Genomic DNA, 22,864 nt, shown 5'->3' with positions numbered 1-22,864 from the left:
AACGGCTACAACGTCGTCAACATCGGCATCAAGCAGCCGGTCTCGGCGATCCTGGAGGCCGCGCAGGAGCACAAGGCCGACGTCATCGGCATGTCCGGCCTGCTGGTGAAGTCCACGGTGATCATGAAGGAGAACCTGGAGGAGCTCAACCAGCGCAAGCTGGCGGCCGACTACCCGGTCATCCTCGGCGGCGCCGCCCTGACCCGCGCCTACGTCGAACAGGACCTCCACGAGATCTACGAAGGCGAAGTCCGCTACGCCCGCGACGCCTTCGAAGGCCTGCGCCTCATGGACGCCCTGATCGCCGTCAAGCGCGGCGTGCCGGGCGCCACCCTGCCCGAGCTCAAGCAGCGCCGCGTCGCCAGGAAGGACACGCCGCTGCTCCAGGCGGAGGAGCCCGAGGAGCCGGGCGGCCGCTCCGACGTGGCCGTCGACAACCCGGTCCCCACCCCGCCCTTCTGGGGCACCCGCGTGGTCAAGGGCATCCCGCTCAAGGACTACGCCTCCTGGCTCGACGAAGGCGCCCTCTTCAAGGGCCAGTGGGGCCTCAAGCAGGCCCGCGCCGGCGGAGCCACGTACGAGGAGCTCGTCGAGAGCGAGGGCCGTCCGCGCCTGCGCGGCCTCCTGGAGAAGCTGCACACGGAGAACCTGCTGGAGGCGGCCGTGGTCTACGGCTACTTCCCCTGCGTCTCCAAGGGCGACGACCTGATCATCCTCGACGACCAGGGCAACGAGCGGACCCGCTTCACCTTCCCCCGCCAGCGCCGCGGCCGCCGCCTGTGCCTCGCCGACTTCTTCCGCCCGGAGGAGTCCGGCGAGACCGACGTGGTCGGCCTCCAGGTCGTCACCGTCGGGTCGAAGATCGGCGAGGCCACGGCCAAGCTGTTCGAGTCCGACTCCTACCGCGAGTACCTGGAGCTGCACGGCCTGTCCGTCCAGCTCGCCGAGGCCCTCGCCGAGTACTGGCACGCCCGCGTCCGCGCCGAGCTGGGATTCGGCGGCGAGGACCCGGCCGCCGTCGAGGACATGTTCGACCTCAAGTACCGCGGCGCCCGCTTCTCCCTCGGCTACGGTGCCTGCCCCGATCTGGAGGACCGCGCCAAGATCGCCGACCTCCTCCAGCCGGAGCGCATCGGCGTCCACCTCTCGGAGGAGTTCCAGCTCCACCCCGAGCAGTCCACCGACGCCATCGTGATTCACCACCCCGAAGCGAAGTATTTCAACGCACGCTGACGCAGACCGACGTACACTTGTCGGTCCCATACAGGCCGGTCGCCTGTTCCCCGGGGGATGCCCCATGGGGAAGAGGTGACCGGCCTTCTCGTCCCTACAGCGAGGTGTGCACCATGACGAGTACCGTCCCCGTCCCCGTCACCCGTACGGCAGACGGGCACGCCCTGCAGGCGGTACTGCTCGACATGGACGGCACCCTGGTCGACACCGAGGGCTTCTGGTGGGAGATCGAATCCGAGATCTTCCAGGAGCTCGGCCACCGGCTCGAGGACGCCTGGCGCGACATCGTCGTCGGCGGCCCCATGAGCCGCAGCGCGGCCTTCCTGATCGAGTCCACCGGCGCCGCGATCACCCTCGCCGAGCTCAGCGTCCTGCTGAACGAGCGCTTCGAGGCACGCATCGCCGACCGGGTGCCGCTCATGCCCGGCGCCGAGCGGCTGCTGAGCGAGCTGGCCCGGCACAACGTGCCCACCGCCCTCGTCTCCGCCTCGCACCGCCGGGTCATCGACCGGATCCTGATCACCCTCGGTCGCGACCGCTTCACCATGACCGTCGCAGGCGACGAGGTCGCGCGCACCAAGCCGCACCCCGACCCCTACCTGCTCGCCGCCCAGGCCCTCGGCGCACACCCCTCGCGCTGCGCCGTCATCGAGGACACCGCCACCGGCGTCGCCGCCGCCGAGGCCGCCGGCTGCCGGGTCGTGGCCATCCCCTCGGTCGGCGTGATCCCGGCCGCGCCCGGCCGTACGGTCGTCCGCTCGCTGGAGGACGTGGACCTGGCGTTTCTGCGCTCCCTCATCACTCCGATGAACTGAACGCACACGCTCCGTACCGAACAGAATCCCGGCCCGAGCGGTCTGCCACGAAGGATCTTCCGCTGCTTGCCCCGGAGGCTGAAATTCCATCCTCCTCGGGGCAGTTGTCCCAGGTGACGTTTGTCACGTGCAACACCCCCGACGGACCTGTCCCGGCGCTCCGCCGGCTTCCCTTGTGTCCGGATTGATCAGCTCCTGACCGAATCTGTGGCCGGCCCCACATGGACAGCCAGTCCGCTCCCATCACCGTGCGAATACGCCCCAAGTCCGGCCAGTTCCAGCCATCCCGTCCCGGGCCACTAGTGTCGACGCGGGCACATCGCCGCACCTCTGCCGTCCCGGACGCACACCCCTGCGCCGGGACCGCGTGGACCGATCGTCACACCACCGGCCCGATCGTTCCGCCCTGAACGGGCGACCGTCGCGAAGTGCCCTCCACACCGCTTTGAACAAGTGCCGGTTACAGGGAGTACTTCCAGCATGAACCGCAAGACCATGGTGCTGACGGCCGCGGCCGGACTGCTCACCCCCGCACTGGCCGCATGCGGCAGCGCGAGCGGAGGCGGAGCAGGCTCCGGAGCGATCGTCGTCGGCACCACCGACCGGTTCGAGGCCGCCGATGTCGCCCCCGCCCCGTTCGACCCGGCCCACGCCTACGACGCCGGAGCCTGGAACGTCCTGCGCCAGACCGTCCAGACGCTGATGCACACCCCGCGCGGCGGCGGCCAGCCCGTCCCCGAAGCCGCCTCCGACTGCCGCTTCACCGACACCGGCAACGAAAGCTACCGCTGCACGCTGCGCCCCGGTCTCACGTTCGCCAGCGGTGACCCGCTCACCGCCAAGGACGTCAAGTTCTCCATCGACCGCGTCCTCGCCATCAAGGACGAGAACGGCCCGTCCTCGCTGCTCTCCACCGTCGACAACGTCGAGGTCAAGGCCGCCGACACCGTCGTCTTCCACCTGAAGGCCCCCGACGCGACCTTCCCGCTCAAGCTCTCCACCCCCGCCGCCGGCATCGTCAGCGAAAAGAACTACGACGCCGGCAAGCTCCGCGAGGGATTCGCCGTGGACGGCTCCGGCCCGTACACGATGAAGGCCGAGGTCAAGGACAACCAGCTCGTTCGCGCCGTCTTCAGCAAGAACCCGCACTACAAGGGCGACCTCAAGCTCCACAACGAGAAGGTCGAACTGCGCACCTTCGCCGACTCCGCGGCCATGGGCAAGGCACTGACCGACGGGTCCATCCACATGGTCTCCCGCACCCTCTCGCCCGCCCAGATCACCGAGCTCTCCGCCCGGCCCCCCAAGGGCGTCAAGCTCGTCCCCATGCCCGGCCTGGAAATCCGCTACCTCGGCTTCAACACCGAAGCGCCCGTCGTCAAGGACAAGGCCGTACGCCAGGCCCTCGCCGCCGCCGTCGACCGGGAGGCGCTCATCTCCAAGGTCTACGGCAAGTCCGCGCAGCCGCTCTACTCGCTGGTCCCCACCACCATGACCGGCCACGTCAACTCCTTCTTCACCAAGTACGGCGAGGCCAACACCGCCAAGGCCGCCACCCTGCTGAAGGACGCCGGCATCAAGACCCCGGTCAAGCTCACCCTGAACTACACGAGCGACCACTACGGCGACGGCACGGCCGCCGAGTTCGAAGCCCTCAAGAGCCAGCTGAACTCCACCCAGCTGTTCGACATCACCGTCCAGGGCAGCGAATGGGCCGACTTCCGTCCCGCACAGAAGAAGGGCGACCACGCCGCCTACGGGCTCGGCTGGTTCCCCGACTTCCCGGACGCCGACAACTTCCTCGCCCCGTTCCTGGAGCAGGACAACTTCCTGGGCACGCCCTACGCCAACAGCACGGTGCGCACCCGGCTCATCCCCGAATCCCGGCGCGCCGCCGACCGCAGCGTCGCCGTCCCCGCGATCACGGAGATGCAGGACATCGTCGCCGAGGACGTGCCCGTCCTGCCCCTGTGGCAGGGCAAGCAGTACGTCGCCGCACGCGACGGGATCACCGGAGTGGAGTGGTCGGTCAACGCCATCTCCGACCTCCAGCTGTGGGAGCTCGGCCGGGGTGTCAGCGGCTGAGACCGGCAACAACCGGCAGCGGATGTCGCAGGCCGGAGCAACGAAACAGTTCGACTGTGAAGGACGTTCGCGTGATACGACGTAACCAGTGGCTGGCGGCCCCGCTCGGCGCAGCCACCGCCGCCGCGCTGCTCAGCGGTTGCGGCTCGACCGATGGCTCCAACGCCGGCAACGGCAAGGGCGTGGTCATGGGGATCTCCGACAAGGTGAAGTCCACCGACCCCGCCTCCGGCTACGACCCCGGCTCCTGGCTGCTCTTCAACAACGTCTTCCAGTCGCTGCTGAGCTTCCCCAAGGGCGGCACCACGCCCGAACCCGACGCCGCGCAGTCCTGCGGCTTCGAGGGCAGCGACAGCAAGGTCTTCAAGTGCGTCCTGCGCACCGGCCTGAAGTTCAGCAACGGCCACGCCCTCACCGCGCAGGACGTCAAGTACTCCTTCGACCGCACCCTGAAGATCAACGACGACAACGGCCCCGCCGTCATGCTCTCGTCGATCGCCGGCATCGACGCCCCCGACGACAGGACCGTCGTCTTCCGCCTCAAGACGCCCGACGCGACCTTCCCCAGCAAGATCGCATCCGGCGCCGGCGCCATCGTCGACCACAGCGAGTACCCGGCGGACAAGCTCCGTACGGACAACAAGGCGGTCGGCTCCGGCGTCTACAAGCTCGACTCCTTCAGCGAGAAGAGCGCGAGCTTCTCCGTCAACGACTCCTACAGCGGCAAGGCCAAGGCCAAGAACAACGGCGTCACGCTGAAGTTCTTCAACGGTGACCAGGCCGCCCTCAAGACGGTCCTGGAGAACGGCGACGTCGACTTCGCCTTCCGCGGCCTGGCCGCCAAGGACATCGCCGGCCTCGCCGCCGCCAAGACCGGCGACAACAAGGTCGACGTCGTCCAGGGCACCGGCGCCGAGGTCGAACACCTCGTCTTCAACGTCAACGACCCCGTCGTCGGCAAGCTCCCCGTCCGCAAGGCCATCGCCTACCTCGTCGACCGCGAAGCGCTCGTCAAGGACGTGTACGCCGGCACCGCGTCCCCGCTCTACTCGATCGTCCCCGCCGGCATCGCCGGACACACCACCCCGTTCTTCGACCGCTACGGCGGCAGCCCGCAGCCCGAGAAGGCCAAGGCCGTCCTCAAGGCCGCCGGCATCAACGGCAAGATCAAGCTGACCCTGTACTCCACCCCGTCCCGCTACGGCCCCTCCACCGACCAGCAGTTCCAGGTCATCGCCAAGCAGCTCAACGACAGCGGCCTCTTCGAGGCCGACATGAAGTCCGTCGAGTTCGAGCAGTACGAGAAGGACATCCAGGAAGGCAAGTACGGCGTCTACGTGAAGGGCTGGGTGCCCGACTACCCGGACGCCGACAACTTCACCCAGCCGTTCTTCGGCCCGGACAACGTGCTCCACAACAACTACGACAACAAGGAGATCAGCGGGAGCATCATCCCGTCGACCTCCACGAAGTCGGACCGCACCGCGACCAACACCGACTACAGCCGGCTCCAGGAAATCGTCGCCGACGAGGTGCCGATCCTCCCGCTCTGGCAGGGCAAGCAGTACGCCGTCACCCGCCAGAACGTGACCGGCCTCCAGTGGTCCCTGGACGCCTCCACCGTCTTCCGCTTCTGGGAGATCAGCAAGGGCTGAACCCCTCCCGGCATCGCGAAGGGGCCGGGCAGCCGCATCACGCGGCCGCCCGGCCCCTTTCCGTTTTCCTCCGGTGAACCGCTACTGGGCACCCGGGCGGACCAGGCCGCTCTCGTACGCGTACACCGCCGCCTGCACGCGGTCGCGCAGACCCAGCTTCGTCAGCACGTGCCCCACATGCGTCTTCACCGTCGTCTCGCTCACGAACAGGTCCGCCGCGATCTCCGCGTTCGACAGGCCCCGCGCCACCAGCTTCAGCACCTCGACCTCCCGCTCCGTCAACGTCCCCAGCGCATCCGGAACCGTGTCCTCACCCGACGGCAGGTGCCCCGCGTACTTGTCCAGCAGCCGCCGCGTGATGCTCGGCGCGAGCATCGCCTCACCCGCCGCCACCACCCGGATCGCCTGCACCAGCTCATGGGCGGGCGCATCCTTCAGCAGGAACCCGCTCGCCCCCGCCCGCAACGCCTCCACCACGTACTCGTCCAGATCGAACGTCGTCAGCACGAGCACCTTCGCCGGCCCGTCCCGCCCCGGACCCGTGATCTGCCGAGTGGCCTCCACCCCGTCCATCCGCGGCATCCGGATGTCCATCAGCACCACGTCCGGCTGCAGCGCCCGCACCTGATCCAGCGCCTGAAGGCCGTCCCCGGCCTCACCGACCACCGCCAGGTCCTGTTCGGCCTCCAGGATCATCCGGAAACCCGTGCGCAGCAGGGGCTGGTCGTCGACCAGCAGGACGCGGATCGCCACGGGGTCTCCCTCGATTCGTCGGACGGCTTCGGCGGACCGGGCCCATTCTGCCCTGGCCGGCCGATCAGGAATCCGCCGGGCCCACCGCCTCCGACCGCGGCACGATCACCAGCGGATACGGCGGCGGAGTCCCCCCGAACTCCGGACACACCGCCTGATGATCACACCAGCCGCACAGCTTCGTCGGCCTCGGCCGCCACTCACCCGTCTCCGTCGCCTCCCGGATCGCCTCCCACAGCGCCAGCAGCTTGCGCTCCACCCGCTCCAGATCCGCCACCACCGGGTCGTACGTCAACACGTCCCCGCTGCCCAGATACACCAGCTGCAGCCGCCGCGGCACCACCTGCTTCAGCCGCCACACCACCAGCGCGTAGAACTTCATCTGGAACAGGGCACCCTCCGCATACTCCGGCCGCGGCGCCTTGCCCGTCTTGTAGTCGACGATCCGCACCTCGCCCGACGGCGCCACATCCACCCGGTCGATGATCCCGCGCAGCCGCAGCCCCGACTCCAGCTCCGTCTCCACGTAGAACTCCCGCTCCACCGGCTCCAGCCGCGTCGGGTCCTCCAGCGTGAACCACCGCTCCACCAGCGCCTCGGCCTCGGTCAGCCAGCGCCCGAGCTCCGCCCCCTCGTCCCCCGCCGGGAACAACTCCGTCAGCTCCGGCCTCGCCTCCAGCAGCCGGTCCCACTGCCCCGGGATCAACGCCTTCGCCCGCGGCGCCGTCCGCTCCTGCGCCGGATGGTCGAAGAGCCGCTCCAGCACCGCATGCACCAGCGTCCCGCGGGTAGCCGCCGCACTGGGCTTCTCCGGCAGCCTGTCGATCACCCGGAACCGGTACAGCAGCGGGCAGCGCATGAAATCGCTCGCCCGCGAAGGGGAGAGCGAAGAAGGCCCCGCAGCACTGGGCACTGCATCGGCCGGACCGTCACCGGAGCTCGTCGTCATGCACAAAACCCTACGACCCGCCACCGACAGCACGCGCATACCATCGACGACGAGCCCCCTCGCACTGCATGATCGAAGCATCACGACCCGCAACAGCACACCGCACGCACAACCACACGAACCACACGAACCACACCGGAACCCTCAGCACCGAACGAAGGACAGCCGTGGCAGACACCGACGAAACCGGCGAGCGCCCGGGCCGGCGCTCCGGACCGGGCGGCGGACTCCTCATGGGCCGCCCCTTCGGCGTACCCGTCTACGTCTCGCCCAGCTGGTTCCTCGTCGCCGCCCTCATCACCTGGGTCTTCGGCGACCAGCTCGACCGGATCCTGCCCGACCTCGGCCCCACCCGCTACCTCGTCTCCCTCTTCTTCGCCGTCGCCTTCTACGCCTCCGTCCTCGTCCACGAACTCGCCCACACCCTCGCCGCCCTCCGCTTCAAACTCCCCGTACGCCGCATCCAGCTCCAGTTCTTCGGCGGAGTCTCCGAGATCGAGAAGGAATCCGAGACCCCCGGCCGCGAATTCGTCCTCGCCTTCGTCGGCCCCCTCCTCTCCCTCCTCCTCGCCGCCGCCTTCTACCTCGGCATGAAGGCCGTCGACCCCGCCACCGTCCCCGGCGTCCTCCTCGCCGGCCTGATGATCTCCAACCTCCTCGTCGCCGCCTTCAACCTGCTCCCCGGCCTCCCCCTCGACGGCGGCCGCATGCTCCGCGCCGTCATCTGGGGCATCACCGGCAAACCCATGACCGGCACCGTCGCCGCCGCCTGGATCGGCCGCGCCCTCGCCATCGCCGTCCTCCTCGGCCTGCCCCTCCTCACCCACACCGGCGTCCTCGGCAACCGCACCGGCGACATCGGCGGCATGGACACCGTCATGGACGCCCTCCTCGCCGCCATCCTCGCCGCGATCATCTGGACCGGCGCCGGCAACAGCCTGCGCATGGCCCGCCTGCGCGAACACCTCCCCGAACTCCGCGCCCGCACCCTCACCCGGCGCGCCATCCCCGTCGAGAACGCCACCCCCCTCTCCGAAGCCCTCCGCCGCGCCAACGAAGCCGGCGCCCGCGCCCTCGTCATCGTCGACGGCCACGCCAACCCCACCGCCATCGTCCGCGAGAGCGCCATCGCCTCCGTCCCCGAACACCGCCGCCCCTGGATCGCCGTCAGCACCCTCGCCCAGGACCTCACCGACGGCATGAAGGTTTCAGCCGACCTCACCGGCGAAGCACTCCTCGACCACCTGCGCACCACCCCCGCCACCGAATACCTCGTCCTCGAACCCACCGGCGAGATCTACGGCGTCCTGTCCACCCTCGACGTCGAAAAGGCCTTCGTGAAGGCCATGGCACGGCCCCAGTCCTGAAGCCAATACACTGGTCACATGTCCGAACCGACCGGTGCCGCCCGCCGACGCGGGCCCTTCGAGGTCGGGGACCAGGTTCAGCTCACCGACCCCAAGGGCCGCCACTACACGTTCACGCTCGAAGCCGGGAAGAATTTCCACACCCACAAGGGTTCCTTCCCCCACGACGAGCTGATCGGTGCTCCCGAAGGCAGTGTTGTCCGCACCACGGGCAACGTCGCGTACCTCGCGCTGCGCCCCCTGCTCCCCGACTATGTCCTGTCCATGCCCCGCGGTGCCGCCGTGGTCTACCCCAAGGACGCGGGCCAGATCCTGGCCTTCGCCGACATCTTCCCCGGCGCCCGCGTCGTGGAAGCAGGAGTGGGCTCCGGCTCCCTGAGCAGCTTCCTGCTGCGCGCCATCGGCGACCAGGGCATGCTCCACAGCTACGAGCGCCGCGCGGACTTCGCCGAGATCGCCACCGCCAACGTCGAGCGCTACTTCGGCGGCCCCCACCCCGCGTGGAAGCTGACCGTGGGCGACCTGCAGGACAACCTGGACGAGACCGACGTCGACCGCGTCATCCTCGACATGCTCGCCCCCTGGGAGTGCCTCGAGGCGGTCAAGAAGGCCCTCGTCCCCGGCGGCATCCTCTGCTGCTACGTGGCCACCACCACCCAGCTGTCCAAGACCGTCGAGTCCATCCGCGAGATCGGCTGCTTCGCCGAACCGCAGCCCTGGGAATCGATGATCCGCAACTGGCACGTCGAAGGCCTCGCCGTCCGTCCCGACCACCGGATGATCGGACACACCGGCTTCCTCGTCACCGCCCGCCGCCTCGCCGACGGCGTCGAACCCCCCATGCGCCGCCGCCGCCCCGCCAAGGGCGCCTACGGCGAGGACTACGAAGGCCCCGGCAGCGACCGCTCCGCCTGAGCCCCCGGCACGCCAACACAAAGGCGCTGTGGCGCAGTTCCCCCCGCACGACGGGAACTGCGCCACAGCGCCTTTTCGTTGTCACCCCACACCGGACCACCGGCTCCGGACCCGGCCGTTCCACCTCCGTGTGAGGTGTGGCACGATGCTGGCTCCCCGTCACCCTTCGCACAGGAGACACCCCGCGTGCTGCACAGCCCCGCCGAGCTGACGCCGACACTGGAAACCCTGGCGCACAACCGCACCAGGACCGTGCACTGGCTCGCCACGGCCACCGCCATGGCCGCCGTCATCGCCGCCGCGGGACTCGTCCAGCCCGCCTCCGGCAGCCCCGCGGCCCCGGCGGACACCCCCGGCACCAACGGCCCCCGAGCCACCGCTCCCGACGCGGCCGCGGTCACCTACCCCCTCGACTGCAAGGGCGCCCCCCAGGCCGTCACCACCACCGCCCAGGGCGACCTCGACGGCGACGGCCGCCCCGAGACCGTCGCCGCCGTCCGCTGCGCGGCCGGCTCCGGCACCCCGCCCCACGCCCTCTACGTACTCGCCCAGGACCGGACCGAAGGCTCCCGCCCCCGCGTCGTCGCCACCCTGCTCGACGCCGCCCGGCGGCAGACCGCCACCGACCTCACCGTGCGCGACGGCATCGTCACCGCGCGCCTCCTCGGCTACTCCTCACCGGAAGTGCCCCGCTACGACCCCGACGTGAAACAGCTCGCCAAGTGGCGCTGGAGCGGCGGAAAATTCCGCCAGGAGCTGACGGACTCGACCGCCGCACGTGTTTGAACCGTCACTCGGCGTCCGGGCCGTACACCTCGACCCCGTCCGCAACGCGCCTCACGTGGATGCAGTCACCCGGACATTCCTTCGCCGAGTCGACCACGTCCTGCAGCAGCGGCAGCGGAACCGGAGTGGTCGCCCCCGCCGCCTGCAGCAGCTCGTCATCGGCACCCTTCACGTACGCCAGACCGTCGATGTCCAGCTCGAACACCTCCGGCGCGTACTGCGCGCAGATCCCGTCCCCGGTGCACAGGTCCTGGTCGATCCAGACCTCGAGCGACTCGCCGGACCCACCGGCACCCGCCGTCGGAGCCTCCTGCTGCACGGTCATATCTCCTGCCGTTCCCTGCTCTGAGTGATCCAACCCGGGCACCACTCGAAGCAAACTCGAAGCAAGTCGCGCGAGCCCTGGCGGGTGTTGAACACTTCGACCTTACAACCGGCCGCTTTCCGATGTTGATGGGTGGGTATTTCCTTGGCGTGAGGGAGTACGCAAGGGTGAAGATCGGACACACCTCTACCGTCTTTGTGATCTAGGGGTTTCAATCACCACCAGCCCAGGTAGGGTCAGGAAGCGTCCAGCTCCCCTTGGAGGAGGTGAGGACCGTGGCAGCCCACGACGACGACATCAACCGCGGCATCCGGCCCGGGCGAGGGTCCGAGGACCCCGCCGGCCAGGTTGCCTATCTCGAGCAGGAAATCGCCGTCCTGCGACGTAAGCTCGCCGACTCTCCGCGACACACGAGGATTCTCGAAGAGCGGATCGTCGAGCTCCAGACCAATCTGGCAGGCGTCTCCGCGCAGAACGAACGACTCGCGAATACCCTCCGTGAGGCCCGCGACCAGATCGTGGCCCTCAAGGAGGAAGTCGACCGGCTCGCACAGCCGCCGGCCGGCTTCGGTGTCTTCCTGCAGGCGAACGAGGACGGCACCGTCGACATCTTCACCGGAGGCCGAAAGCTCCGCGTGAACGTCAGCCCCAGCGTCGAACCGGAAGACCTCCGGCGCGGCCAGGAAGTCATGCTCAACGAGGCCCTCAACGTGGTCGAGGCCATGGAATTCGAGCGGGCCGGGGACATCGTCACCCTCAAGGAGATCCTCGAGGACGGCGAGCGCGCCCTGGTCGTCGGGCACACCGACGAGGAAAGGGTGGTGAGGCTCGCCGAGCCGCTCCTGGACATCACCATCCGCCCCGGCGACGCCCTCCTGCTCGAACCCCGCTCCGGCTACGTCTACGAGGTCGTCCCCAAGAGCGAGGTCGAAGACCTCGTCCTCGAAGAAGTCCCCGACATCGACTACGACAAGATCGGCGGCCTGGGCGACCAGATCGAGCTGATCCGCGACGCCGTCGAACTCCCGTACCTCTACCCCGACCTCTTCAAGGAACACGAACTGCGGCCCCCCAAGGGCATCCTGCTCTACGGCCCCCCCGGCTGCGGCAAGACGCTCATCGCCAAGGCCGTCGCCAACTCCCTTGCCAAGAAGGTCGCCGAAGTCACCGGACAGGCAGCAGGAAAGTCCTACTTCCTGAACATCAAGGGCCCCGAACTCCTCAACAAGTACGTCGGCGAGACCGAGCGGCACATCCGCCTCGTCTTCCAGCGTGCCCGCGAGAAGGCGAGCGAGGGCACCCCCGTCATCGTCTTCTTCGACGAGATGGAATCCCTCTTCCGCACCCGCGGATCCGGCGTCAGCTCGGACGTGGAGAACACCATCGTCCCCCAGCTGCTCGCCGAGATCGACGGCGTGGAAGGCCTGGAGAACGTCATCGTCATCGGCGCCTCCAACCGCGAGGACATGATCGACCCGGCCATCCTGCGCCCCGGCCGCCTCGACGTGAAGATCAAGATCGAGCGACCGGACGCCGAGGCGGCGAAGGACATCTTCGCCAAGTACCTCAAGGCCTCCCTGCCCCTCCACGCGGACGACCTGTCCGAACACCAGGGCTCCACGGCCGGCACCGTCCACAGCATGATCCAGACCGTCGTCGAGCAGATGTACGCCGAAACCGAGGAGAACCGCTTCCTCGAGGTCACGTACGCCAACGGCGACAAGGAAGTCCTCTACTTCAAGGACTTCAACTCGGGCGCGATGATCCAAAACATCGTCGACCGTGCGAAGAAGATGGCCATCAAGGCCTTCCTCGAGCACAACCAGAAGGGCCTGCGCGTCTCCCACCTCCTCCAGGCATGCGTGGACGAGTTCAAGGAGAACGAGGACCTGCCCAACACCACCAACCCCGACGACTGGGCCCGAATCTCCGGAAAGAAGGGCGAGCGGATCGTCTTCATCCGCACCCTCGTCACCGGAAAGCAAGGCGCGGACACCGGACGCTCCATCGACACGGTGGCAAACACCGGTCAGTACCTCTGACAAAGCGGAGCGGCTGCGGATGCCCTCCCCGGGCATCCGCAGCCGACTGCTTTACCCGCTGCTTTTACCCACCGCTTTTCAGCCGGGGACGAGGCAGATTCAATGACGGAAATGATCTCCCCACGAGCGCGGAGTGGTTCTAGGCTCTTCCGTACCGCCGGATGCGCAGTGCGGGGACGGGCACCGCACAGGCACAGGCACACGCACCGGAGCACCAGCGGTACTTGAGCGCCGCTCCCGAACAGGAGCGCCGCCGGGCAAGGAGGGCCGCATGACCGTACGGCGAGTAATGGGGATCGAAACGGAGTACGGGATCTCCGTTCCGGGGCACCCGAACGCCAATGCCATGCTCACCTCGTCCCAGATCGTCAACGCCTACGCGGCGGCGATGCACCGGGCGCGACGCGCCCGCTGGGACTTCGAGGAGGAGAACCCGCTGCGGGACGCCCGCGGCTTCGACCTCGCCCGCGAGGCCGCCGACAACAGCCAGCTCACCGACGAGGACATCGGCCTCGCCAACGTCATCCTCACCAACGGCGCACGCCTCTACGTCGACCACGCACACCCCGAATACAGCTCGCCGGAGATCACCAATCCCCTCGACGCCGTGCTCTGGGACAAGGCCGGCGAACGGATCATGGCCGAAGCCGCCGTCAGGGCCGCCCAGCTCCCCGGCGCCCAGCCCATCCACCTCTACAAGAACAACACCGACAACAAGGGCGCCTCCTACGGCACGCACGAGAACTACCTGATGAAGCGGGAAACCCCCTTCTCGGAGATCGTGCGCCACCTGACCCCCTTCTTCGTCTCCCGCCAGGTCGTCACCGGCGCCGGACGCGTCGGCATCGGCCAGGACGGCCGCGAGCACGGCTTCCAGATCAGCCAGCGCGCGGACTACTTCGAGGTCGAGGTCGGCCTGGAGACCACCCTGAAGCGGCCCATCATCAACACCCGCGACGAGCCGCACTCGGACGCCGAGAAGTACCGCCGCCTCCACGTGATCATCGGCGACGCCAACCTCTCCGAGATCTCCACCTACCTCAAGCTCGGCACGACCTCGCTGGTCCTCGGCATGATCGAAGACGGCTTCATCACCGTCGACCTCGCCATCGACCAGCCCGTACGCACCCTGCACCAGGTCTCCCACGACCCCGATCTGCACCACCTGATCACGCTGCGCAGCGGACGGACACTGACCGCAGTGCAGCTGCAGGTGGAGTACTTCGAGCTGGCCAGGAAGTACGTGGAGGAGCGTTTCGGAGCCGACGCGGACGAGCAGACCAAGGACGTGCTGGCCCGCTGGGAGGACGTGCTGGGCCGGCTCGAGAGCGACCCCATGAGCCTGTCGGGGGAGCTGGACTGGATCGCGAAGCGGGAGATCCTGGAGGGCTACCGGCGCCGGGACGGCCTGGGCTGGGACGCGGCGCGGCTGCACCTCGTGGACCTCCAGTACGCGGACGTACGGCCCGAGAAGGGCCTGTACAACCGCCTGGTGGCCCGCGGCAAGATGAAGCGGCTGGTGGAGGAGTCGGCCGTGGAGCGAGCCGCGGGCAAGCCGCCGGAGGACACCCGGGCGTACTTCCGGGGCCGCTGCCTCGAGCAGTACGCGGACGACGTCGCCGCGGCCTCCTGGGACTCGGTGATCTTCGACCTCCCGGGCCGGGACTCCCTCCAGCGGGTCCCGACCCTGGAACCCCTCCGGGGGACCCGGAACCACGTCAAGGAGCTCCTGGACCGGTGCCGCACGGCGGAAGACCTGGTGCGGGTGCTTTCGGGGCAGTGAGTGGGCCTGGAGGGGCCTGAAAGGCCTCCGGTCTGGGAATCATGAAATCAGCCGGACGTTGTGCCGGATCTTTTGAACGAGTGCGGGGACGAATGTCGGACCCTCCTTGTAGGGTCCGACGTAGGGTCTGATCTTGAGAGATCCCGAATCCCGGGGTCTCTCGACGTGAGCGTGCGAACCGAGCGGGGTGAGGTAGACATGGCGACCAAGGACACCGGCGGCGGACAGCAGAAGGCGCAGCGCTCGACCGAGGAGGTCGAGGAGGCGGCGGTCGAGGAATCGACCGACCTCAAGGAGCGCCAGGAAAAGCTCTCCGACGACGTCGACTCCGTACTTGACGAAATCGATGATGTGCTCGAGGAGAACGCCGAGGACTTCGTTCGAAGCTTCGTTCAAAAAGGCGGCCAGTAGCCTTTGAATCAAAGGTGAAAGGTGGGGTGGATGCCCGAAAGGGCAGGGCTGAAGCGCTGCGTGCGGTGCGGTGAAGAGCGGCCGCGCGCAGCCTTCGGCATCAAGCGGTCGAACCTGGATGGCTTGCAGAGGCACTGTCGGGACTGCGCTACGAGGTACCACCTCAAAGCGCCGACCGGGGAGGACAGGACGGTCCGTCCGCGTGTGGAAGTGCCGGAGGGACACAAGCTCTGCACCCGCTGCCGAGAGGTCAAGCCGTACTCCGAGTATCACCGCAAGGCAGCCGCCTCGGATGGTCTCCATGCGCGCTGCAAGGCGTGCCGAGCTGTCGAGGGCCAGGCAGGCCACCTCAAGCGCAAGTACGGAATCACCCCGGCCGAGCGTGACCAGATGATCGCAGACCAGGGTGGGCTCTGTTGCCTCTGCCTCCGGGCCCCGGCCGTGCATGTGGATCACTGCCACAAGACGGGTAAGGTCCGTGGCGTACTTTGCTTCAACTGCAACACGGGCCTTGGCCTATTGAAGGAAAAGCCCGACCGTATTCTTCGGGCGGCCGAATACCTGGAGGGACACGCGTGGAAGCCAACAATCGTGGCACAGGGCGTCTACCGGCAGCCTTCCTGACGCCGGGGTCGTCGTCCTTCATGGACTTCCTGGGTGCGCACTCGCCCGAGATGCTGCCCGGCAACCGCAAGCTGCCGGAGGGGGTCGTCGAGGCGCCGCACGGGACGACCATCGTCGCGGCCACCTTCCCCGGTGGGGTCGTGCTGGCCGGTGACCGGCGGGCGACCATGGGGAACATGATCGCGCAGCGGGACATCGAGAAGGTGTTCCCGGCCGACGAGTACTCCGCGGTGGGCATCGCCGGTACGGCCGGCCTGGCCGTGGAGATGGTGAAGCTGTTCCAGCTGGAGCTGGAGCACTTCGAGAAGGTGGAGGGGACGACTCTCTCCCTGGAGGGCAAGGCGAACCGGCTCTCGACCATGATCCGGAGCAATCTGGGGATGGCGATGCAGGGGCTGGCCGTCGTGCCGCTCTTCGCGGGGTACGACGAGGCCAAGGAGAAGGGCCGGATCTTCTCCTACGACGTGACGGGCGGCCGCTCCGAGGAGCACGGCTACGCCGCCACCGGTTCCGGTTCGATCTTCGCCCGGGGGTCGATGAAGAAGCTTTACCGTCCCGATCTGACGGAGGAGCAGGCCACCACGCTGGTCGTGCAGGCGCTGTACGACGCCGCCGACGACGACTCGGCGACCGGTGGGCCGGACCTGTACCGCCACATCTATCCGATCGTCACCGTCATCACCGACGAGGGCTTCCGGAGGCTGACGGACGAGGAGTCGCAGGAACTCGCCCGCACCGTCACCAACCGCCGGCTCGAGCAGCCCGACGGGCCGCGCGCGGCCCTGCTCTGACCAGTCCTCCTCGTCGCCCAGAAGAAAGGGACGGATAACCGGTGTCGACTCCGTTCTATGTGTCACCCCAGCAGGCCATGGCCGACCGGGCGGAATACGCCCGGAAGGGCATCGCCCGTGGTCGCAGCCTGGTCGTGCTGCAGTATGCCGACGGCATCGTGTTCGTCGGTGAGAACCCGTCTCGTGCGCTGCACAAGTTCAGTGAGATCTATGACCGGATCGGTTTCGCGGCCGCCGGCAAGTACAACGAGTACGAGAACCTGCGGATCGGTGGGGTGCGTTATGCCGATCTGCGGGGTTACACCTATGACCGTGACGATGTGACGGCTCGTGGGCTGGCGAATGTGTACGCGCAGACGCTGGGCACGATCTTTTCGAGTGCGGGTGAGAAGCCGTACGAGGTGGAGCTGGTCGTCGCGGAGGTCGGTGCGACGGCGGCCGGGGATCAGATCTACCGGCTTCCGCATGACGGTTCGATCGTGGATGAGCACGGTTCGGTCGCGGTCGGTGGCAATGCCGAGCAGATCAGTACGTATCTCGATCAGCGGCACCAGGACGGCATGAGTCTGCCGGACGCGTTGAAGCTGGCGGTGCAGGCGCTGTCGAGTCAGGCGAACGGTTCGGACAAGGCGATTCCGGCCGAGCGGCTGGAGGTGGCGGTGCTGGACCGGACGCGGGCGCAGCAGCGGAAGTTCAAGCGGATCCGTGGCCGGCAGTTGGCGCGGTTGCTGGAGGCGGAGGTTCCGGCGGCTGTGCAGGCGGATGCGGTGTCGAATGACGAGGCGCCGGAGGACGACGCCGAGTAGGACGTGTTGTGGGGGTGGCCCCGGTTCGGCCCTTCGGGGTCGGGCCGGGGTTCTTCGCGTTTCAGGGGGTGGGGGCGGGGCCGGAGGAGTCGCGGACGACGAGTTCGACGGGGATGTCGGGGGCGGTCCAGGGGGTGCCGTCGAGGACGGCGAGGAGGGCGGTCATGCCCTGTTCGCCGATGCGTTCGGCGGGGAGCCGGACGGTGGTGAGTTCGGGTTCGACGGCGGTGGCGAGGGCGAGGTCGTCGAAGCCGGTGACGGAGAGGTCGTCGGGGACGCGCAGGCCGAGGCGGCGGGCGGCTTTGCAGGCGCCGGCGGCGAGGATGTCGTCGTCGCAGATGACGGCGGTGGGGCGGTCGTCCGGGGTGGCGAGGGCGGTTTGCATGGCGGTTCGGGCGCCGTCGACGCTGAGGGGGGCTCGTACGGTGCGCAGCTCGGTGTCGGGGCCGAGGAGGGTGGCCAGGGCTTCGGCGCGTACGCGGAAGGTCCAGGTGTCGACGGCGGAGGCGAGGTGGAGGAAGCGTCGGTGGCCGTGGGTGAGGAGGTGTTCGGTGATGTGGCGCATGCCGTCGGCGATGGCGAGGTTGACGTGGGCGGCGGCGGTGTCGGCGGTGGGGTCGCTGTCGAGCATGACGAGGGGGAGGTCGTCGCCGCCGATGGCGTCGAGGGCTCCGGCGGCCATGGAGGAGGCGATGACTCCGTCGAGGGCGGCGCGGGCGGAGGCGAAGGGGTCGCGGGCGGGTCCGGTGCCGTCGGGGGAGGGGTAGAGGACGACGCCGAAGCCGTGTTCGGCGGCGATGCGGGCGGCGCCGGTGTAGACGCGGGCGAAGAATTCGTTGGTGAGGGCGGGGACGACGAGGAGGGCGGTGCGGGTGGAGCCGAGGCGGAGGTTGCGGGCGGCGAGGTTGGGGCGGTAGCCGAGGTGGGTGGCGGCTTCGCGGACGAGGTCGGCGGTGCGTTCGGAGACGCGGCCGCGCCATTTGTCGCCGAGGACGAGGGAGACGGTGGCCTGGGAGACCCCGGCGGCGGTGGCCACGTCCCGGCTGGTGGGTCTCGTCACAGGGGGCTCCTGGAGTGCGTGGTCGGCGGGGTGGGGCCGGTCGGTGGGGTGGACCGGTGAGCTGGGGCCATGGTACGTATGACCCGTCACGTTATACGTATGACCCCGGTGGGATCCGGGCGGAGAGGGGCGGACATGGCCGCGGGGTACGCGGAGCTGCTCAGGACCCGGCACGCCGCGAGGCTGCTGGTGGGCACGCTCATAGGCCGGCTGCCCAATGGGACGGCGGCGATCGCGATCGTGCTGTTCACGCGGGCGGAGGGCGGCAGCTACAGCCTCGCGGGGGCGCTGGCCGCCGCGTACGGGGTGGCCAACGCGGTGGGGCAGCCGCTGCTCGGCCGTGCGGTGGACCTGTACGGGCAGCCGCGGGTGCAGTTGCCGGCGGCGCTGGTCTCGGCGCTGGGGATGGTGTGGCTGGCCGTGGCGGGTACCGGGTCGGCGGTGGCCGCCTATGCCGCGGTGGTCGTGGCGGGGCTGTTCACGCCGCCGCTGGAGGGCGGGCTGCGGGCGCTGTGGCCGAGCGTGCTGGGCGGCAAGGAGGAGCGGGTGCATGCCGCGTACGCGATGGACGCGGTGGCCCAGGAGGTCATGTTCACGGTCGGCCCGCTGCTGGTGACGTTGTTCGTGGCGCTGTGGTCTCCGGCCGGCGCGCTGGTGGCGCTCAATGCCGTCGGGGTGCTGGGTGCGCTGTCGGTGGTGGTGTCGGAGCCGTCGCGCCGGTGGCGTTCGGAGCCGCGGGAGGCGCACTGGCTGGGCGCGTTGCGTTCGCGGGGTCTGCTGGCGCTGCTGGGGGCCTTCTTCTTCGTGGGGACGGCGCTGGGGTCGATCACGGTGGCGGGTGTGGCGTACGCGGACGATCACGGGGGTCAGGCGGTGTACGGCTGGCTGATGGCGGCGCTCGGCCTGGGTGCGCTGGTCGGCGGTGTGGCGTACGGGGCGCGGCAGTGGACGGGTGCGCCGGAGCGGCGGCTGCGGGTGCTGGTCGTGTTGCTGGCGGTGTGCTATCTGCCGTTGATGCTGGTGCCGGGGCCGGTGGCGATGACGGCGCTGTCGGCGCTGGCGGGTGTGTTCCTGGCGCCGGCGATCGCGTGTGCGTTCATCGTGGTGGACCGGCACGCTCCGGTGGGGACGGTGACGGAGGCGTTCTCGTGGCTGGTGACGTTCTTCGGGGTGGGGGCGGCGATGGGGACGGCGTTCGCGGGTCCGGCGGTGGAGCTGGGTGGTACGGCGGCGGGTTTCGGGGTTGCGAGTGCGGCGGGGGCGGCGGCGCTGCTGGTACTGACGGTGACTCAGCGGGTGCTGGCAACTCCGGGCCGGAGCCGGGCGGTGGCGGGCTCGGCGGACGGGGTGTCAGGTGGGGCGGCCGAGGGGTCGTCCGGGGTGGGGTCGGGGGTGTCCTCGGCGGGCTGAACGGGGGGCGGCCGGCCGGTGCTGTGGGGGGTTTCGCGGGTGCGGTTCGCCAAACTGATCGAAACGGCGTCTCGAACCCGGTTTCAGAAGAGGGCAGAAGGCGTAATGTTCAGTCATGGACCGCCGCATTTTCGGGCTGGAGAACGAGTACGGCGTCACGTGCACGTTCAGGGGACAGCGCCGACTGTCTCCTGACGAAGTGGCGCGCTACCTCTTCCGCCGTGTTGTGTCATGGGGCCGCAGCAGCAATGTCTTCCTGCGGAACGGCGCCCGTCTGTACCTGGACGTGGGTTCGCATCCGGAATATGCAACTCCCGAATGCGACAACGTGACCGAGTTGGTCACGCACGACAAAGCAGGCGAGCGCATTCTCGAAGGACTGCTCGTCGATGCCGAACGCCGCCTGCACGAGGAGGGAATCGCGGGCGACGTCTACCTCTTCAAGAACAACACCGACTCGGCGGGCAACTCGTACGGCTGCCACGAGAACTACCTGGTGGCCCGGCACGGGGAATTCTCCCGCCTGGCGGACATTCTCATTCCGTTCCTCGTCACGCGGCAGTTGATCTGCGGCGCGGGCAAGGTGCTGCAGACGCCCCGGGGTGCGGTCTACTGCGTGAGCCAGCGGGCCGAGCACATCTGGGAGGGTGTCAGCTCCGCCACGACCCGTTCGCGGCCGATCATCAACACGCGGGACGAGCCGCACGCGGATGCGGAGCGTTACCGCCGTCTGCACGTGATCGTCGGGGACTCGAACATGTCCGAGACGACCATGCTGCTCAAGGTCGGGGCCACCGATCTGGTGCTGCGCATGATCGAGGCGGGCACGGTGATGCGGGACCTGACCCTGGAGAACCCGATCCGGGCGATCCGCGAGGTCAGCCACGACATCACGGGTCAGCGCAAGGTGCGCCTGGCGAGCGGCCGGGAGGCTTCGGCGCTGGAGATCCAGCGGGAGTACTACGACAAGGCCGTGGACTTCGCGGAGCGCCGGGGGATCCGTACAGGTGTGGTGGACCAGGTGCTGGAGCTGTGGGGCCGGACGCTGGACGCGATCGAGGAGGAGGACCTGGACCGGATCGCGACGGAGATCGACTGGGTCATGAAGTACCAGCTGATCGAGCGGTACCGGGGCAAGCACAACATGACGATGTCGAATCCGCGGGTGGCTCAGATAGACCTCGCCTATCACGACATCCACCGCCGGCGTGGGCTGTACTACCTGCTGGAGCGCAAGGGGCAGGCGGCGCGGATCTGCAATGACCTCAAGATCTTCGAGGGCAAGTCGGTGCCGCCGCAGACGACGCGGGCGCGGCTGCGCGGCGACTTCATCCGGCGGGCGCAGGAGCAGCGGCGGGACTTCACGGTCGACTGGGTGCACCTGAAGCTCAATGACCAGGCGCAGCGGACGGTGCTGTGCAAGGACCCGTTCCGGTCGGTGGACGACCGGGTGGAGAAGCTCATCGCGGGCATGTAGCCCGCGCGGATGTGCACGGTGTGACATCGCACCGATCTTGGCCGGGGCCCCGTACGCATCTCGTACGGGGCCCCGCGCACGCCTTAGAGTGGCGACGACCGCCTTGTCGTCTGAGATCTGAGGAACACGTGCGCCGACTTGCCGGCCTGCTGGTCGTACCCCTTCTGCTGCTGACGACAGCAGCGTGTGGCGACGACAGCGGCTCCGACTCCGCCCAGATGAAGAACGGGGTGCCCGCCATCACCAAGGGCGCCAAGTTCGGGGAGACGCCCACCCTGTCGAAGGGGAAGGGCGAGCCGCCGAAGGAACTGAAGGTGGAGACCGTCAGTGAGGGCAAGGGCCCGGCGCTGAAGAAGGGCGACATCGCCCAGGTCAACTACCTCGGCCAGGTGTGGGACGGCAAGGAGCCGTTCGACCAGAGCTTCGGCAAGGGCAAGCCGTTCGACGTCACCATTGGTGCGGGTGCGGTCATCAAGGGCTGGGACCAGGGCCTGGAGGGCCAGAAGGTCGGCAGCCGTGTCGAGCTCGTGATCCCGCCGGCCCTCGGCTACGGGGAGCAGGGCTCGGGCGACAAGATCAAGCCCAACGCCACGCTGGTCTTCGTCGTGGACATCGTCAAGGGCACCTCCGTCCCGGCCTCGGCCACGGGCAAGGAGGTCGCGCAGGACAACAAGGACCTGCCCAAGGTCGGTACGAACACGGACGGCAAGGAAGTCTCCGTGACCGTCCCGAAGGACACCGCGGAGCCGGGCAAGCTGGTCTCGAACTACGTCCTGGAGGGCGACGGCGCGGCGGTGAAGGACACCGACAGCGTCGTGGTCAAGTTCAACGGCAAGACCTGGAAGGACGACAAGACCTTCGAGAGCACCTACACCACGGACACCACGGTGACGTGGCCGATGGAGCAGCTCTCGGTCAAGGGTCTGAAGGAGGGCCTGATCGGCAAGAAGGTCGGCAGCCGCATCCTGCTGGTCATCCCGCCGGACCAGGGCTTCGGGGACAAGGAGCAGGGGACGATCCCGGCCAAGTCGACGCTGGTCTTCAGCCTCGACATCCTCGCGGTGATGTAAGACTGTCCCGGTTGTCCCCCAGTTCGTACGTATGAGGAGCAGTTCCGTGAGCAACGAGCTCAGCAAGCCCGAGATCGACTTCCCCGAGGGCGAGGCCCCCAAGGACCTCGTGATCGAGGACATCTGGGTCGGCGACGGCGCCGAGGCCAAGAAGGGCGACCGGGTCTCCGTCCACTACGTGGGCGTGGCCTTCTCCACGGGTGAGGAGTTCGACGCCTCCTGGAACCGTGGCTCCGCGCTCCAGTTCCAGCTGGGTGTCGGCCAGGTCATCTCCGGCTGGGACCAGGGTGTCCAGGGCATGAAGGTCGGCGGCCGCCGCAAGCTCGTCATCCCCGCCCACCTCGCCTACGGCGAGCGTGGCGCGGGCGGTGCGATCGCCCCGGGCGAGACGCTGATCTTCGTCTGCGACCTGATGAAGGTCGGCTGATCGGGTCGTCCCCGATCGTCGAGGGGCCCCCGCCGTCCGGCGGGGGCCCCTCGTGCATGGGGTCGCGCAGGCCCTCGCTT

21 protein-coding genes are annotated in these 22,864 nt (G+C 68.6%); 17 read left to right on the top strand and 4 right to left on the bottom strand.

The window, feature by feature from the left end; translation table 11 throughout:
- The 4 genes from ACIP5M_RS34510 to ACIP5M_RS34495 form a co-directional block, all read left to right on the top strand.
- Window positions 1-1,233 (top strand): vitamin B12 dependent-methionine synthase activation domain-containing protein (locus tag ACIP5M_RS34510; RefSeq protein ID WP_401204612.1); only part of this gene is annotated, 1,233 nt, incomplete at its 5' end.
- Window positions 1,234-1,346: 113 nt separating this feature from the next.
- Window positions 1,347-2,048: an HAD family hydrolase gene (locus ACIP5M_RS34505; protein ID WP_401204609.1), complete on the top strand. Its 702-nt coding sequence runs from the start codon at window positions 1,347-1,349 to the stop codon at window positions 2,046-2,048.
- 480 nt (window positions 2,049-2,528) lie between these two features.
- Window positions 2,529-4,133: an ABC transporter substrate-binding protein gene (locus ACIP5M_RS34500; protein WP_401204607.1), complete on the top strand. Its 1,605-nt coding sequence runs from the start codon at window positions 2,529-2,531 to the stop codon at window positions 4,131-4,133.
- A 71-nt stretch (window positions 4,134-4,204) separates the two neighbouring features.
- Window positions 4,205-5,788: an ABC transporter substrate-binding protein gene (locus ACIP5M_RS34495; protein ID WP_401204605.1), complete on the top strand. Its 1,584-nt coding sequence runs from the start codon at window positions 4,205-4,207 to the stop codon at window positions 5,786-5,788.
- Window positions 5,789-5,869: 81 nt separating this feature from the next.
- On the opposite strand, the gene ACIP5M_RS34490 is transcribed toward ACIP5M_RS34495, so the two are convergent.
- Window positions 5,870-6,541 (bottom strand): response regulator, encoded by a 672-nt coding sequence (locus ACIP5M_RS34490; RefSeq protein WP_401204603.1) that lies wholly within the window; start codon window positions 6,539-6,541, stop codon window positions 5,870-5,872.
- Window positions 6,542-6,605: 64 nt separating this feature from the next.
- Window positions 6,606-7,490, bottom strand: coding sequence for a RecB family exonuclease (locus ACIP5M_RS34485; protein WP_401204600.1), 885 nt, complete (start codon window positions 7,488-7,490; stop codon window positions 6,606-6,608).
- Window positions 7,491-7,723: 233 nt separating this feature from the next.
- Here ACIP5M_RS34485 and ACIP5M_RS34480 point away from each other — a divergent pair, with 233 nt between their 5' ends.
- From ACIP5M_RS34480 to ACIP5M_RS34470, 3 genes are all read left to right on the top strand, one after another.
- On the top strand, window positions 7,724-8,857 hold the full coding sequence (locus ACIP5M_RS34480; protein ID WP_401204629.1) for a site-2 protease family protein: 1,134 nt from the start codon (window positions 7,724-7,726) through the stop codon (window positions 8,855-8,857).
- Window positions 8,858-8,875: 18 nt separating this feature from the next.
- The gene (locus tag ACIP5M_RS34475) at window positions 8,876-9,772 is read left to right on the top strand and encodes a tRNA (adenine-N1)-methyltransferase (protein ID WP_042814566.1); all 897 of its coding nucleotides are present in this window, start codon (window positions 8,876-8,878) and stop codon (window positions 9,770-9,772) included.
- 186 nt (window positions 9,773-9,958) lie between these two features.
- Entirely contained in the window at window positions 9,959-10,558 is a 600-nt protein-coding gene (locus tag ACIP5M_RS34470) for a hypothetical protein (RefSeq protein ID WP_401204597.1), read from the top strand.
- A 4-nt stretch (window positions 10,559-10,562) separates the two neighbouring features.
- Here ACIP5M_RS34470 and ACIP5M_RS34465 read toward each other — a convergent pair whose 3' ends face one another.
- The gene (locus tag ACIP5M_RS34465) at window positions 10,563-10,883 is read right to left on the bottom strand and encodes a ferredoxin (protein ID WP_401204594.1); all 321 of its coding nucleotides are present in this window, start codon (window positions 10,881-10,883) and stop codon (window positions 10,563-10,565) included.
- Window positions 10,884-11,158: 275 nt separating this feature from the next.
- Here ACIP5M_RS34465 and arc point away from each other — a divergent pair, with 275 nt between their 5' ends.
- The 6 genes from arc to prcA all read left to right on the top strand — a co-directional run bounded on the left by arc (window position 11,159) and on the right by prcA (window position 17,340).
- Window positions 11,159-12,925: a proteasome ATPase gene (arc, locus tag ACIP5M_RS34460; RefSeq protein WP_401204592.1), complete on the top strand. Its 1,767-nt coding sequence runs from the start codon at window positions 11,159-11,161 to the stop codon at window positions 12,923-12,925.
- A gap of 271 nt (window positions 12,926-13,196) precedes the next feature.
- Window positions 13,197-14,708 (top strand): depupylase/deamidase Dop, encoded by a 1,512-nt coding sequence (gene dop, locus ACIP5M_RS34455; RefSeq protein WP_401204589.1) that lies wholly within the window; start codon window positions 13,197-13,199, stop codon window positions 14,706-14,708.
- A gap of 198 nt (window positions 14,709-14,906) precedes the next feature.
- Entirely contained in the window at window positions 14,907-15,119 is a 213-nt protein-coding gene (locus ACIP5M_RS34450; protein WP_133898495.1) for a ubiquitin-like protein Pup, read from the top strand.
- 30 nt (window positions 15,120-15,149) lie between these two features.
- Complete coding sequence (locus tag ACIP5M_RS34445; RefSeq protein WP_401204585.1) at window positions 15,150-15,743, top strand: endonuclease VII domain-containing protein; 594 nt, start codon at window positions 15,150-15,152, stop codon at window positions 15,741-15,743.
- The gene (gene prcB, locus ACIP5M_RS34440; protein ID WP_401204582.1) at window positions 15,695-16,534 is read left to right on the top strand and encodes a proteasome subunit beta; all 840 of its coding nucleotides are present in this window, start codon (window positions 15,695-15,697) and stop codon (window positions 16,532-16,534) included. Before ACIP5M_RS34445 ends, prcB begins: the two co-directional genes overlap by 49 nt.
- Window positions 16,535-16,575: 41 nt before the next feature.
- Window positions 16,576-17,340, top strand: a complete 765-nt coding sequence (gene prcA, locus ACIP5M_RS34435; RefSeq protein WP_401204579.1) for a proteasome subunit alpha — start codon at window positions 16,576-16,578, stop codon at window positions 17,338-17,340.
- Window positions 17,341-17,401: 61 nt separating this feature from the next.
- Here the strand turns inward: prcA and ACIP5M_RS34430 are convergent, their stop codons facing one another.
- Window positions 17,402-18,400, bottom strand: coding sequence for a LacI family DNA-binding transcriptional regulator (locus ACIP5M_RS34430; RefSeq protein ID WP_401204576.1), 999 nt, complete (start codon window positions 18,398-18,400; stop codon window positions 17,402-17,404).
- A 135-nt stretch (window positions 18,401-18,535) separates the two neighbouring features.
- On the opposite strand from ACIP5M_RS34430, the gene ACIP5M_RS34425 reads away from it, so the two are divergent.
- From ACIP5M_RS34425 to ACIP5M_RS34410, 4 genes are all read left to right on the top strand, one after another.
- Window positions 18,536-19,810, top strand: a complete 1,275-nt coding sequence (locus tag ACIP5M_RS34425) for an MFS transporter (protein ID WP_401204573.1) — start codon at window positions 18,536-18,538, stop codon at window positions 19,808-19,810.
- A gap of 115 nt (window positions 19,811-19,925) precedes the next feature.
- Complete coding sequence (pafA, locus tag ACIP5M_RS34420; RefSeq protein ID WP_401204571.1) at window positions 19,926-21,287, top strand: Pup--protein ligase; 1,362 nt, start codon at window positions 19,926-19,928, stop codon at window positions 21,285-21,287.
- 128 nt (window positions 21,288-21,415) lie between these two features.
- Entirely contained in the window at window positions 21,416-22,357 is a 942-nt protein-coding gene (locus ACIP5M_RS34415; protein ID WP_401204568.1) for an FKBP-type peptidyl-prolyl cis-trans isomerase, read from the top strand.
- Between the two features lie 31 nt (window positions 22,358-22,388).
- Window positions 22,389-22,784 carry an FKBP-type peptidyl-prolyl cis-trans isomerase gene (locus ACIP5M_RS34410; protein WP_401204565.1) on the top strand — a complete coding sequence of 132 codons (396 nt, stop codon included), beginning with the start codon at window positions 22,389-22,391 and terminating at the stop codon, window positions 22,782-22,784.
- Window positions 22,785-22,864: the final 80 nt, after the last annotated feature.

Origin of the sequence: Streptomyces sp. NPDC088762, from assembly GCF_044750905.1 — a bacterium.
In the GTDB taxonomy this organism is placed as follows: Bacteria; Actinomycetota; Actinomycetes; order Streptomycetales; family Streptomycetaceae; genus Streptomyces.
Note: the sequence above shows the minus strand (reverse complement) of the source record. Positions and strands in the feature narration are given on the sequence as shown.

Bases quoted from the DNA above. Each gene is read 5' to 3' on its own strand.
- ACIP5M_RS34505 (WP_401204609.1), top strand. From the start codon at position 1,347: ATGACGAGTACCGTCCCCGTCCCCGTCACCCGTACGGCAGACGGGCAC.
- ACIP5M_RS34500 (WP_401204607.1), top strand. From the start codon at position 2,529: ATGAACCGCAAGACCATGGTGCTGACGGCCGCGGCCGGACTGCTCACC.
- ACIP5M_RS34485 (WP_401204600.1), bottom strand. From the start codon at position 7,490: ATGACGACGAGCTCCGGTGACGGTCCGGCCGATGCAGTGCCCAGTGCT.
- ACIP5M_RS34480 (WP_401204629.1), top strand. From the start codon at position 7,724: ATGGGCCGCCCCTTCGGCGTACCCGTCTACGTCTCGCCCAGCTGGTTC.
- ACIP5M_RS34475 (WP_042814566.1), top strand. From the start codon at position 8,876: ATGTCCGAACCGACCGGTGCCGCCCGCCGACGCGGGCCCTTCGAGGTC.
- ACIP5M_RS34465 (WP_401204594.1), bottom strand. From the start codon at position 10,883: ATGACCGTGCAGCAGGAGGCTCCGACGGCGGGTGCCGGTGGGTCCGGC.
- dop (WP_401204589.1), top strand. From the start codon at position 13,197: ATGACCGTACGGCGAGTAATGGGGATCGAAACGGAGTACGGGATCTCC.
- ACIP5M_RS34450 (WP_133898495.1), top strand. From the start codon at position 14,907: ATGGCGACCAAGGACACCGGCGGCGGACAGCAGAAGGCGCAGCGCTCG.
- ACIP5M_RS34445 (WP_401204585.1), top strand. From the start codon at position 15,150: ATGCCCGAAAGGGCAGGGCTGAAGCGCTGCGTGCGGTGCGGTGAAGAG.
- ACIP5M_RS34425 (WP_401204573.1), top strand. From the start codon at position 18,536: ATGGCCGCGGGGTACGCGGAGCTGCTCAGGACCCGGCACGCCGCGAGG.
- pafA (WP_401204571.1), top strand. From the start codon at position 19,926: ATGGACCGCCGCATTTTCGGGCTGGAGAACGAGTACGGCGTCACGTGC.
- ACIP5M_RS34410 (WP_401204565.1), top strand. From the start codon at position 22,389: ATGAGGAGCAGTTCCGTGAGCAACGAGCTCAGCAAGCCCGAGATCGAC.